This is a genomic window from Pseudobutyrivibrio ruminis DSM 9787 (assembly GCF_900218035.1).
Lineage (GTDB): Bacteria > Bacillota > Clostridia > Lachnospirales > Lachnospiraceae > Pseudobutyrivibrio > Pseudobutyrivibrio ruminis.
Genome location: NZ_OBMR01000006.1, coordinates 1 through 13,090, shown reverse-complemented (window position 1 = coordinate 13,090; position 13,090 = coordinate 1). Strand labels below are relative to the sequence as shown.

Sequence of the window (13,090 nt, the reverse complement as noted above, 5' to 3'; positions counted from 1 at the left end):
GAGGTGCTTATGAAGGAATTAGAGTATCCATTTGATAGCGATTATTTACTATCAAAGAAAAAGAGAATTAAAAAAGAGCTTCTTGCTACAGATACAAAGTTTATAGACAAGAAGATAGCTGTTCTTGGCGGAGGCACTACTGCCAATATCATTCTTATGCTTGAATTGTTCTTGCTTAACAATGGCATTCGTCCAGAGTTTTACGAGAGCGAATACAACAAGTATTACGAGGATGCTGTATTTCCTAATCCTGAGTTAGAGGAATTTGCACCTGACATCATTTATGTGTGCACTAGCAATCGTAACATCACAAGCTACCCAAATCTCGCAATGGATATGGCGGCAGTTGATGAGCTTTTAGATGCACAGTATGCAAAGTTCGAAACAATCTGGAAGACACTTGCTGAAAAGTACAATTGCCCAATCATCCAGAACAATTTCGAAATGCCTTTATTCAGACTTCTTGGCAACAGAGATGCATACGATTACCGTGGTTCCATGAACTTCATCACACGCTTAAATCAGCGCATGTATGACTATGCAATGTCTACAGAGAATTTTTATATCTGCGATATCAATTACATTTCAGCAGATTATGGTTTAAAGGAATGGTCTGATCCATTCTACTGGTACATGTACAAATACGCTATGTGTGTTCCAGCAATCCCATCACTTTCTTTCAATGTGGCCAACATTATCAAGTCACTTCTTGGAAAGAATAAAAAGGGATTTGTTCTTGATTTGGACAACACTCTTTGGGGCGGCGTTATCGGTGATGATGGTGTAGATGGCATTGTCCTTGGTCCAGAGGAAGCAGAGGGACAGGCATACACAGAGTTCCAACGTTACCTTAAAGCACATCAGCAGCTTGGTATAATATTAAATGTAGATTCAAAAAATGATATGGAAAACGCTATTGCAGGTATTAACCATCCAGATAGTGAATTCCAGGAAAAGGATTTCATTTCAATCAAGGCCAACTGGGATCCAAAGGATAAAAACTTTGAAGACATTGCATCAGAGCTTACCCTTCTTCCAGAAAGCTTGGTATTTGTTGATGACAATCCAGCAGAGCGCCACATTGTAACAGAGCAGCTTAAGGGTGTATGTGCACCAGAGCTTGATAATGTGGTTCACTACATTCAGACAATTGACCGCTCAGGCTTTTTTGAAGCAACAAACATTTCGGCGGACGATTTAAAGAGAAATGAAATGTATCAGGAGAACGCTGCAAGAGCTAAGCTTCAAAGCAGTTTCACTGATTATGGCCAGTATCTCGATTCATTAGAGATGCAGGCAGAAATAGATAGCTTTGCGCCAGTTTACATGGCCCGCATTGCTCAGCTTACAAACAAGTCAAATCAGTTCAACCTTACAACAAAGCGTTTCACTCAAACAGAAATTGAGGAGACTGCAGCTGATTCAAACTATGTCACTCTTTACGGAAAGCTTATTGATAAGTTTGGCGATAATGGTGTTGTTACCGTTGCTATTGGCCATGTTGATGGAGACGCATGTGACATTGATCTATGGCTTATGAGCTGTCGTGTACTCAAGCGCGATATGGAATTTGCTATGATGGACGAATTGGTAGCACGCCTTAAGGCTCGTGGAGTTAAGGAGCTTCGAGGTCATTATCTTCCAACAGCTAAAAACAAAATGGTTAAGAACTTCTACGGAGATATGGGATTTACACTTGTAGAAGAAAAGGAAGATGGCTCATCAGATTGGACTCTTGACTTAAGTGGTTACGAGAATCAGAATAAGCACATAAAAATGAATTAGGAATATTATGATTAAAGACATTTTAACAAACAAAAAATTAATACAGAAACTTGCTAAGAACGATTTCAAGCAGAAGTTTGCGGGCTCAACACTTGGTGTTATTTGGGCCTTCGTTCAGCCAATCATTACAATCCTTGTATACTGGATAGTTTTTGATAAGGCCTTGAATCAGGGTACACAGGGCACAAAGGCTGGCATCAGCGCTCCATTTGTACTGTGGCTTTCAGCTGGTATCGTTCCATGGTTCTATTTTAGCGAGGTACTCTCAGCTGGTACCGTTGTTCTTCATGAGTACAATTATCTTGTTAAAAAGGTTGTATTCCCTATCAACGTTTTACCTGTTGTAAAAGCAGTGTCATCCCTTTTTGTGCACGGCTTCTTTGTATTATTTACTTTGCTTGTTTATCTGTTATACAGATTTCCAATTACACCATATATTTTACAGGCCCTTTATTATTCATGTGCCATGATGGTACTTACAATCGGACTAATATATCTTACAAGCTCGCTTTGCGTATTCTTCAAGGATATGGCTCAGCTTGTAAACATACTTTTACAGGTAGGCATCTGGGCAACACCAATCATGTGGAACTTTGATGCCATGGTTGACAAGATTCCAAACTGGTTAAGCATTGTTCTCCAGCTCAACCCAATGTACTACATCACAAGTGGCTATCGTGACAGCTTTATTGGTCAGATAGGATTTTGGGAAAAGCCGGGCTTAACACTTTATTTCTGGTGCTTTACAATCGTTATTTTCCTTCTTGGAACACACGTATTTAAGAAGCTCCAGCCTCAGTTTGCAGACGCTTTGTAAAGACTACAAATTGTATAAATTACAGTATTAGATTTCGGACAATATTTTTGCTCGAGGTCTACTGTCAGACAATTGAATTAGTGGTAAAATATTAGTAACTTGATAAAGGGGGCCTGAATATGAAAATACCACGTTTTTTCAAAGCAAGAAGAGCCGTCGCTGTCAGCATGGTGACCTTGCTATTGTCTCTGGTTTTCTTAAACGAATTCTATTATTTACCAGCAAATGCTGATGAGGATATTGTGGTGCAGGTAGTAGCTCACAGAGGCTACTCAGGGATGTACCCCGAAAATACCCTTAGTGCCTTCGCTGGAGCCTACGCATGTGGCGCCAAAACAGTAGAATTTGACGTCAGAAAAACCAAAGACGGAGAGCTGGTTATCTACCACGACGACACTCTTGAAAGACTAACAGGCGACGATAAATCAGTCGCTGACTATACATACGAAGAACTATTGCAAGTTGACGCAGGTGAATGGTTCGGCAGAGAATACCGCCTAGAGCGCATTCCAACCCTGGATCAAACCCTAGCTCTTTTGCAAGCTACTAACATGCGGATTTTTTGCGAACTCAAAGACATCGGTGAGGATCCTGATTTCGCCAATGAAGTCTACGAAAAATGTGCCCAGTACAATCTTTTGGACCGCGTGGTATTCCTTTCATTCAAGTACGATTACCTCTCACAAATCAAGGAGATCGCACCTGATCAACCAATCATGATGCTGGCATCCTTTGGTAAATCAACCCTACCTACCAGATACCCAGCCGAATACTATGGAGTCAACATGAAGACCCTCACACCTAAAACTGTTCGCGCAATCCACGAAGCCGGCGCCATGGTCTACTGCTACACCCCAGACACCAAGGGCCAAATGCTTTCGCTCCAGCGCCTAGGCGTGGACGGCGTCATAACCGACTTCGCTGACCTATCCGCAATCTAACAAAATCATCCAAGCACCGCATCCGCGGTGCTTTTATTATGTCCGCCACCATCCCCTTCGGACTTTGCGGATGCGGGGTTTTATGGTAAAATGTTGGGATAAAAGGCAAGATTTTTTAGGAGACGTTATGAGCGATTACGTTATAAATGTGGAGCATGTGGACAAGGTCTATAAGCTCTACGATAGCAATAAGGCTAGGGTGGCTGATACACTGGGCCTTACTAGAAAGAAGAATTATAGAGAGCATTATGCTTTGAAGGATATGAGCTTTGCTGTGAAGCAGGGTGAGTGTGTTGGACTTATCGGTACTAATGGTTCGGGAAAGTCCACCATTTTAAAGATTATTACTGGTGTGCTTTCACCTACTAGAGGTGAGGTTACAGTGGACGGCCGTATTTCGGCTTTGTTGGAGCTTGGCGCTGGTTTCAATCAGGAATATACAGGTATGGAGAATATCTACTTGAATGGTACCATGCTTGGCTATACGAAAGAGGAAATCGATGAGAAGCTTGATGATATTTTGTCATTTGCTGATATCGGAGATTTCGTTTTCCAGCCGGTGAAGACATATTCAAGCGGCATGTTCGTAAGACTTGCATTTGCCGTGGCTATCAACATCGATCCAGAGATTCTCATCGTTGATGAGGCCCTTTCTGTTGGTGATGTTTTCTTCCAGGCAAAGTGCTATAAAAAGTTCGAAGAGTTCAAGGCAGCCGGAAAGACAATTCTTTTCGTTTCCCACGATTTGGGTGCCATCAGCAAGTATTGCGATAGAGCAGTGCTTATCAATAAAGGAGATAAGGTTGCTGAGGGTGCTCCAAAGGATATGATCGATATCTATAAAAAGATATTGGTTGGCCAGGAGCCTGTGCTTAATAGCAAGGTAGATACACTGGATTCATTCAGCGGAGCAGAGGATAATTCTGGTGAAAACTGGAAGTCAAATTATCAGCTCAATCCTAATGTTAATGAGTATGGCGATGGCCGTGCTACTATCGTAGATTTTGCAGTTATCGATGATAGTGGCAATTATACAAATGCAATTATGAAGGGCAGCACATTTACTGTTAAGTCAAAGGTGCACTTCAATACAGATATTGAAAATCCTATCTTCACACTTACTTTCAAGACTCTCAAGGGTATCGATGTTACTGGCACAAATACCATGTACGAAAAGTGTGATGTAGGTCTTTGCAAGGAGGGCAGCGAATACGTTGCTACTTTTACTCAGAAGATGGATATGCAGGGCGGCGAGTACCTGATGTCTATTAGCTGTACTGGTTTTGATGGTGTTGATTTTGTGGCTTATCATAGATTGTACGATGTAATGAATATCACAGTTGTTAGTACTAAAAACACTGTTGGTTTTTATGATATGAATTCAAAAGTTAGCGTAAGCCAGGTTAAGTAAAGGGGAGCGGCTATGATTCAGGAAAAGTACAATAGAAGGATTTTTGATGAAGGAACAGAGGATGCGATTATTAGATTGTCACATCTTCGTAGCAATGTGCTTTCACCAGTTGGTATAGGTGAAGGAGACAATGTGCTCATCATTGATCCAGATAGCGAAGCTTTGGTTGAATGGCTAAAGGAGCAGGCAACACAGGTTACTGAAGTTGCTGCAGAAATGCTTTCAGACATTAAGGGCACATTTAATATTATTATCAGCCTTGGCCATTTGAACGAAACACCAGCCACTCTTAAAAAGATGCTTTCAGCGGATGGCAGATTGGTATATGCCCTGCCAGAAAAGGATCGAATTGCAGATTTCACAAAGCGCCTTTTAAAGGAAGCAGGCTTTAGTGAAATCACCACATATCGCGTCAGCCCGGATTATTTGTTTACAACAGAGATTTATGCTGAGGATTATATAGGGGGAGGAGCAGGTGACTATCTGCTCATTGCAAAATAATGGATAGACTACTATATGAAAAGCTTTCGAACGAGCGTAACCCAAAGTACAATATCATCACTGATATCGTGGAAAAGGATGGACGAAAGGTAGTAATTAAACGCCCTTACGATGAACAAGGAATAGCACATATAAAAAGAGTTTTTGATAGTTACAGAGGCTTGCAGAATGTATTGCAAGGCTCTGATTTTTGCGTTAACGAAAGTAGTTTAGTTGATGACAGAATCGAAAGTGAATTCCTTGAAGGTGAGCATCTCACATCAGCCGATGCTCAGCAGTTTATCGAAGCTGTTAAAAATGCCTACATGAAAAATGCAAAGGAATTTGCAATTTCAGATGGCTTCAGAGAGGTCTTCGGAGATGTTGATTTGCCAAGAGGTGTTCTTGCAGCTAATTACCTTGATGTTGATTTGATTTTTGACAATGTTATCAAGACAGCAAAAGGTTGGGAGATTATCGACTACGAGTGGACTTTCGACTTTTTGGTACCAATCAACTATGTGTTCTATAGAGCCTGCAAGTTCAGCGATTTGCCAGAGCACTTGGTAGACATTCCAGATGCAGAACGAGAAGTATATCAAAAGATGGAAGACCACTTTCAGTCTAGATACATTTTCAAGGATGTCAAAAATCTTCACGAGCTTAGAGAGCATGCAAACAGTCGTAGCAAGACAGGTGCAGATTTTGCCATTGCCAGCCGCGATTATCAAATCAAGCAGCTTCAGGAATTAATCGAAGCAAAGGATGTGCACATCAGAAACATCGAGGCAGTAAATGCTGAGCTTCGTACAATTTACGAGAACACAGTTAATACTAGAGGCTACAAGACACTTGAAAATATCCGCGCATTCAAATCATTTTTGACAGGCAAGGATACTCCTGCTCGCCAGGCAAAGCGTGCAGCCAAAGAAGAGGCAAAGCGTGTCAAGGCAGCTGCCAAGGAAGCAAAGCGCCGCGCTGCCCAGGGGGAGCCACAGCCATCGGTGGCAGTTCATCTTCATCTTTTCTATGTAGATTTATTGCCAGAGTTTGTTAGCTATTTTGCAAACATCCCATTCAAGTTTGATTTATATATTTCCTGCCAGGAGGATGCAGATGTAAATGCAATCAAGGCAGGTTTAAAGGAACTTAAGCAGGTTCAGAAAATCGATATCCGCAATCTTCCAAACAGAGGCCGCGACCTTGCACCTCTTTATGTAAAGTTTGGTCCAGAGATTTTAAATCACGACTATTTCCTTCACATCCATTCAAAGAAATCTTTGTATTCAGGTGAGGAAAAGGGCGGATGGAGACGATTCTCTCTCGAGTTACTTCTTGGTTCTCCAGACAAAGTTAATCAGATTTTTGATTTATTTAAAAACAGCAATGCAGGCCTTATCTATCCTGATATTCAGGAGGAGGTTCCAACTATCGCCTATTCATGGTTGAAAAATGCAGGTATTGCAAAGGAACTTTTTGATGAGTTTGATTTAGGCGAGATGCCATCTGTATTCAACTACCCAGCAGGTTCTTTCTTCTGGGCTAGAACAGATGCACTTCGTCCACTATTTGAAAAGGGATACACATACGAGGATTTTCCAAGGGAGCAGGGGCAGACAGATGGAACATTTGCTCACGCTTTGGAGCGTATTCTTCCATTCGTTTCAAGAAAGCAGGGATACGACGATTTCATCCTTTATCTTGATTCAGAGGACACAGTTAAGAACAAGAGCCTTCGTCCATTTTTCAACACCTTCAAGGTGGATAAAGAGCTTCTCGCAATGAAGCTTGGTGGATATGATGTGGTATCCTTCGATATTTTCGACACACTGATTACTCGTACCATCTTCAAGCCGGATGATGTGTTCAATCTTATAAGCCGTATCATTCTCGAAAAGTACGGCAAAAAAGTGGATTTCCTTAAGATTCGTAAGAATGCTGAGGCAGCTGCGACAGCACAGTTTGGTCCAATGACAACTTTGGACAAGATTTATGTGGAAGTAGCAAAGGATAGAACACTTGGCGATTTCGCTATGGATATCAAAAAGCTGGAGGTGGACATCGAAACACGACTTTGCGTTCCTCGTAAAGATATGGTGGATGTGTTCAACGCAGTAAAATCCATGGGACGCCATGTAATCCTTGTCAGCGATATGTATCTGAATCGTGCACAGGTCGTTGGACTTCTTCACAAGTGCGGAATTGGTGGATATGACGAGCTCTTCATCTCGTGCGAAGTTGGAGCAAGAAAAGATGATGGCTCAATGTGGAATATGCTTCTGACAGGCATAAACCCTTCAACCTTTATCCACGTTGGAGACAACTTCTGTTCTGATTCACAAATCCTTATGGATAAAGGCGTGGCTAGCCATATCGTTCTCAATCCAATGGCTATGCTTGAGCTATCAGACTTTGATTATTTGAAGGACTATGCAAGTAAGAGTATTGCAAACTCTCTTGTCCTTGGACAGGTTATAAACGGAGGAATTTTCAATTCTCCATTTGCCTTTGATGAAAAGGGTGGTCTTCATTTCAAGAATAACTACGACTTTGGTTATTCAACAATGGGACCATTGATGGCAGGATTTGTTCAGTGGCTGGTAAATAAAAATGCCAGCGACAAAGAAAGCCTTCTTCTGTTGTCTCGCGAGGGCTACATGCTTGAGCAGCTTATCAAAGAATACTGCAATCAAAAGGGTGAGGCTTTGCCGGACATCCATTACTTCCTTACATCAAGAAGAGCATGTGCAGTGCCTGCTCTTGAAAATGATGAGGATATTCGAGAGCTTCTTTCTCAGAAATATCAGGGAAGCTTCAGCAATCTTTTGAATGAAAGATTTGGCATTGAACTTCATGAGGATGATGAGGATAAGCAGTTCGATTACGAGACAGACACAGACGAGCTTATGAAGGCTATTCAGCCATACAAAGAAGAAATCTTTGAAAGAAGCAAAACTGAAAAGAATGCATATATGAACTATGCCAGTGAATTCCTTGCAACATCTTCGGATTTAGCTGTTGTGGATGTGGGATTCTCAGGTACAATTCAGTACTTCTTGATGAAGCTTACAGGCAGAGATATCGCAGGCCATTACTTGGCACTACATTCAAACAAGCCTGAGCGAATCGGTGGAAGAGCAGACGCTATCTACACCATCACTGATCCAAAGGATATTCCAAACAGCAAGCTCCTCAAGTATCAGCTGTTTTTGGAGAGTGCTTTGTCAGCACCATTTGGCCAGCTTATTAATTTCACAATGGAAAATGGCGTACCGACTCCTCATTTCAAGGATGATGATTACGTCAGCGACGATGTGAAAATGCTTCAGTCCGGTATTTTGGATTACGTAAAACAGTATGCAAGCGCCAGCCGAAATCTATCAGATGGTCTTTTAGCTGATGCAAAACTTGTAGAAGATTTATTCTATGATATAATTGCAGACGGTACGTTAACAGATGAGATTGTATCCACACTTACAGTTGAGGATGGATACAGCCGTGGTGGCGTCCAAAAATTTGATGTAAAAACTGGCGGATGGGTTGTAAAATAATCACCGCCAAATAATTTACTTAGAAGGATATATATTTTGAGAGATACTTTTAATGTGGTATTCATCAGATATCACCTATTAAAGAAAAATACATTATTATTCCAGGGCTTTTATCCATTTGATAATCCAAAGGGATACAGCCTTGTTTGTGAGATGAATGGCAAGCCATATGATTTGGATTTGACCATCAATGAAGGCAATGAAGTTCGTCGTAGATACATTGCTGCTCACAAAAGTGTTTCAAAGGAATACGTTGGTGAGATTAATTTGCCAGAGGATTTGCGTCAGGTAAAGAGCTTGAAGCTTATCTGCGTTCTTGGAGAGGCAGGAGATAAAAATCAGGTTCGTTCAGTGGTTTACAAGGCCACTGGCAAGGATTTGATTAAGCTTAAAAAAGAATATGAATATAATCTTGAGCGTGCAGCAGTTACAGACGACAAGATTCAGATTCTTGGTTGGGCAATCGGAAATGTGCCTGAGGAGTTCCACCTTTATGATGGCGACAAAGAAATCCCAATCTCAGTTAAGCGTATGTTCCGCAAGGATGTTTATGGAGTTTATCCTGAGCTTACAGAGAAATGTGATTCTGGTCTTGAGATTGTTTTTGATAAAGGCGATTATAAAAAGCTTCGTATGACAATCACTGCAAATGGTCAGGTTTACGATTGCAAGGTTGATACAGAGCACGTTCTCACCGGAGGCAACCTTCTTCCTAAGAAAACTCTCTGGGAGCGTATCGAGCTTTACCGTCAGGACAATGGTCTTGGAGCTACTATCAAGCATGCTATCGACAAGCTGAAGGATGCAGATGCTCCTAAATACACATACATGGATTTCCTTACAAGCTTTGGTCCTACAGAGGTAGAGCTTCAGCGTCAGAGGGATGAGAAATTCGAATATAATCCATTAATGAGCATTGTCATTCCAATGTATCAGACTCCTGAGAAATTCCTTGTGGAGCTCATCGATTCAATTGTTGCACAGACATATCCAAACTGGGAGCTTTGTCTTGCAGATGGAAGCCCTGATGAAACATTGGGACAGTTCATCAATAAAAAATACGGTTCTGACAGCAGAATTAAATACACTCACCTGGATGACAATCTTGGTATTTCAGAGAATACTAATGCTGCCATTGCACTTGCAACTGGTGACTACATTGTCCTTTCTGACCACGATGATACACTTGCACCAAATGCAATGTACGAGTGTGTTGCTGCAATCAATAAGGACCGCAGCATAGATGTTATCTACACTGACGAGGACAAAATCTCAATGGATTCTAAGGAATACTTTGAGCCAGTATTTAAGCCAGATTTCAATCTCGACTTACTTTGTTCAGTAAATTACATCTGCCATCTTTTTATCTTCAAGCGTAGCTTGTATGACACAGTTGGCGGATTCAATAAAGAGTACGATGGAGCTCAGGATCACGATTTGATTTTGAGATATTGCGAAGCTGCAAAGAACATCCATCATGTGCCAAAGGCACTTTATCACTGGCGTAGTCATGCAGCATCTACAGCCATGAGCGCAGAGAGCAAGCTTTATGCTTTCGATGCTGGTTGCAAGGCTGTGCAGGCTCACTACGACAGAATGGGTATCCCAGCAAAGGTTGAGCAGGATACTTTCTACGGCACATACCGTACAGTATACAACTGGGGCAAGGAGCCACTTGTTTCAATCATCATTCCAAACAAGGATCACACAGATGATTTGGATAAGTGTATCAAATCAATCGACGCCCGCAGCTCATACAAAAATATTGAGTTCATCATTGTAGAAAACAATTCTACAGAGCCAGAAACTTTCGAATATTACAAGAGCATCGAGAATCGTCCTGATGTTAAAATCGTTCGCTACGAAACACCAGGCTTCAACTTCTCTGCAATCAACAACTGCGGTGCCAAGGCAGCCAGCGGTGAGATGTATTTGCTTTTGAATAATGATACTGAGATTATTAATGAAAACTGCATCAAGGAAATGGTAGATGTTTGCCTTCGCCCTGATGTTGGTATATGTGGTTCACTTCTTTATTATCCGGACAACACAGTGCAGCATGCCGGTGTTGTTATGGGAATTGGCGGTATCGCAGGTCACACATTTGTTGGCCTTGAAAGAAGCGAGCCAGGATACATGTTCCGTGCAGTAACTACTCAGGACTTATCTGCAGTTACAGCAGCCTGCCTGATGGTACGCAAGGATGTATTTGAAGAGGTAGGCGGACTTACTGAAGAATTGGCAGTTGCCTTTAATGATGTGGACTTCTGCATGAAGGTCCGTGACAAGGGCTACTTAGTGGTATATAATCCTCATGCAGAGCTTTATCATTACGAGTCCAAATCACGTGGCTATGAAGACACAGGCGAGAAGGTTGCTCGTTTCAATTCAGAAGTAGAAAAGCTTGAAAAGCTTTGGCCTGATATTTTAGAAAAAGGCGATCCATATTACAATCCTAACTTGTCGATTCTCGACGGTTGGTATCGTTTGAAGGAAGAATAGGAGAAAGTGATGAATAGAAAAATTGCAGTAGCTGGTACAGGTTATGTTGGACTTTCAATAGCTACACTTTTGGCGCAGCACAATCACGTAACAGCAGTTGATGTTATTCCAGAAAAGGTTGAATTAATTAACAATAGAAAGTCTCCAATCGTTGATCCAGAGATTGAAGATTATCTTGCAAACAAGGAGCTTGATTTAACAGCTACTCTCGATGGAGAGGCTGCATACAAGGATGCGGAATTCGTAGTTATCGCAACACCTACAAACTACGACAGCACAAAGGATTACTTCGATACATCTGCAGTTGAAGCAGTTATCGAGCTTGTTAAAAAAGTAAATCCTAATGCATTCATGGTTATCAAATCTACTATCCCTGTAGGATACACAAAGCGTATTCGTGAAAAGATGGGCTCAAACAAAATCTTATTTAGCCCAGAGTTCCTTCGTGAATCTCGTGCTTTATACGACAACCTTTATCCAAGCCGTATCATCGTTGGTACAGATGAAAACGATGCGGAGCTTACAAAGGCTGCTCACGAGTTCGCTGCACTTCTTCAGGAAGGTGCAATCAAAGAAAACATCGATACACTCGTTATGGGATTTACAGAGGCAGAGGCTGTAAAGCTTTTTGCCAACACATACCTTGCTCTTCGCGTTAGCTACTTCAACGAGCTTGATACATATGCAGAGACAAAGGGCCTTGATACACAGGCTATCATCAAGGGAGTTTGCCTTGATCCACGTATCACAGACCAGTACAACAACCCATCATTCGGTTACGGCGGATACTGCTTACCAAAGGATACAAAGCAGCTTCTTGCAAACTACAACGATGTTCCACAGGAGCTCATTCGTGCAATCGTAGAATCAAACCGCACACGTAAGGATTTCATTGCTGATCAGGTTCTTAAGAAGGCTGGCTACTACGGCTACGAAGAGGCTAACCAGTATAGCAAGGAATCAGAGAAGGAAGTTACAATCGGCGTTTACCGCCTCACAATGAAGTCTAACTCAGACAACTTCCGTCAGTCTTCAATCCAGGGCGTTATGAAGCGTGTAAAAGCCAAGGGCGCTACAGTAATCATTTACGAGCCAACACTCGAGGATGGCACAACATTCTTCGGCTCAAAGGTCGTTAACGACCTTTCAAAGTTCAAGGCTATGAGCGATGCAATCATTGCAAACCGCTACGACACATGCCTCGATGATGTAAAAGACAAAGTATACACAAGAGACGTATTCTCTAGAGACTAATAAACGAACAAGGAAAGGACGCCACAGTGATATGTACCCTCTTTACTGGACAATAAAAAGTTCAGTAAGGAGGGTTATTTTTATGCGCTATAGTTATGAATTTAAAAGGAAGTGTATTGAAATGTATAGAAACGGGACTATGCCAGATGTTCCTGATGGAATATCTAAAAGTCAGTTTCAACATGAAATTCGTAAATGGGTAAGGATTGAAGAGGCTCAAGGGCCTGAAGCATTACAACATAAAAACTCAAATAAGGTTTGGACTCCTGAAGATAAGTTAGCTCTTATTTCTAAAGTATATGCTGGGGAATCAATCACATCGGTAGCGTTTAATGCAGGAATTAACGAT

Annotated in this window: 8 protein-coding genes and 1 pseudogene; all 9 read left to right on the top strand. The window is 41.6% G+C overall.

What is annotated here, in order from left to right:
• The first annotated feature begins 9 nt into the window (after positions 1–9).
• Positions 10–1,785: an HAD-IIIC family phosphatase gene (locus CRN97_RS06525; RefSeq protein WP_097076280.1), complete on the top strand. Its 1,776-nt coding sequence runs from the start codon at positions 10–12 to the stop codon at positions 1,783–1,785.
• 7 nt (positions 1,786–1,792) lie between these two features.
• On the top strand, positions 1,793–2,602 hold the full coding sequence (locus tag CRN97_RS06520) for an ABC transporter permease (RefSeq protein WP_044935427.1): 810 nt from the start codon (positions 1,793–1,795) through the stop codon (positions 2,600–2,602).
• A gap of 119 nt (positions 2,603–2,721) precedes the next feature.
• Positions 2,722–3,543 carry a glycerophosphodiester phosphodiesterase gene (locus CRN97_RS06515; RefSeq protein ID WP_097076279.1) on the top strand — a complete coding sequence of 274 codons (822 nt, stop codon included), beginning with the start codon at positions 2,722–2,724 and terminating at the stop codon, positions 3,541–3,543.
• 127 nt (positions 3,544–3,670) lie between these two features.
• Positions 3,671–4,954, top strand: a complete 1,284-nt coding sequence (locus CRN97_RS06510; protein WP_097076278.1) for an ABC transporter ATP-binding protein — start codon at positions 3,671–3,673, stop codon at positions 4,952–4,954.
• Between the two features lie 12 nt (positions 4,955–4,966).
• Positions 4,967–5,455 carry a hypothetical protein gene (locus tag CRN97_RS06505; protein ID WP_097076277.1) on the top strand — a complete coding sequence of 163 codons (489 nt, stop codon included), beginning with the start codon at positions 4,967–4,969 and terminating at the stop codon, positions 5,453–5,455.
• The gene (locus CRN97_RS06500; protein ID WP_097076276.1) at positions 5,455–8,985 is read left to right on the top strand and encodes a rhamnan synthesis F family protein; all 3,531 of its coding nucleotides are present in this window, start codon (positions 5,455–5,457) and stop codon (positions 8,983–8,985) included. The genes CRN97_RS06505 and CRN97_RS06500 overlap by 1 nt, the downstream gene beginning before the upstream one ends.
• Before the next feature lie 36 nt (positions 8,986–9,021).
• Positions 9,022–11,487, top strand: a complete 2,466-nt coding sequence (locus CRN97_RS06495; RefSeq protein WP_242962023.1) for a glycosyltransferase family 2 protein — start codon at positions 9,022–9,024, stop codon at positions 11,485–11,487.
• A 9-nt stretch (positions 11,488–11,496) separates the two neighbouring features.
• Positions 11,497–12,741 (top strand): nucleotide sugar dehydrogenase, encoded by a 1,245-nt coding sequence (locus CRN97_RS06490; protein ID WP_097076274.1) that lies wholly within the window; start codon positions 11,497–11,499, stop codon positions 12,739–12,741.
• An 82-nt stretch (positions 12,742–12,823) separates the two neighbouring features.
• Positions 12,824–13,090, top strand: a pseudogene (locus tag CRN97_RS06485) (hypothetical protein); the annotation flags it as partial.

What these genes read in the sequence shown, in the direction of transcription:
- CRN97_RS06505 (WP_097076277.1), top strand. Translation starts at nt 4,967, where the DNA reads ATGATTCAGGAAAAGTACAATAGAAGGATTTTTGATGAAGGAACAGAG.
- CRN97_RS06500 (WP_097076276.1), top strand. Translation starts at nt 5,455, where the DNA reads ATGGATAGACTACTATATGAAAAGCTTTCGAACGAGCGTAACCCAAAG.
- CRN97_RS06515 (WP_097076279.1), top strand. Translation starts at nt 2,722, where the DNA reads ATGAAAATACCACGTTTTTTCAAAGCAAGAAGAGCCGTCGCTGTCAGC.
- CRN97_RS06520 (WP_044935427.1), top strand. Translation starts at nt 1,793, where the DNA reads ATGATTAAAGACATTTTAACAAACAAAAAATTAATACAGAAACTTGCT.
- CRN97_RS06510 (WP_097076278.1), top strand. Translation starts at nt 3,671, where the DNA reads ATGAGCGATTACGTTATAAATGTGGAGCATGTGGACAAGGTCTATAAG.
- CRN97_RS06525 (WP_097076280.1), top strand. Translation starts at nt 10, where the DNA reads ATGAAGGAATTAGAGTATCCATTTGATAGCGATTATTTACTATCAAAG.
- CRN97_RS06490 (WP_097076274.1), top strand. Translation starts at nt 11,497, where the DNA reads ATGAATAGAAAAATTGCAGTAGCTGGTACAGGTTATGTTGGACTTTCA.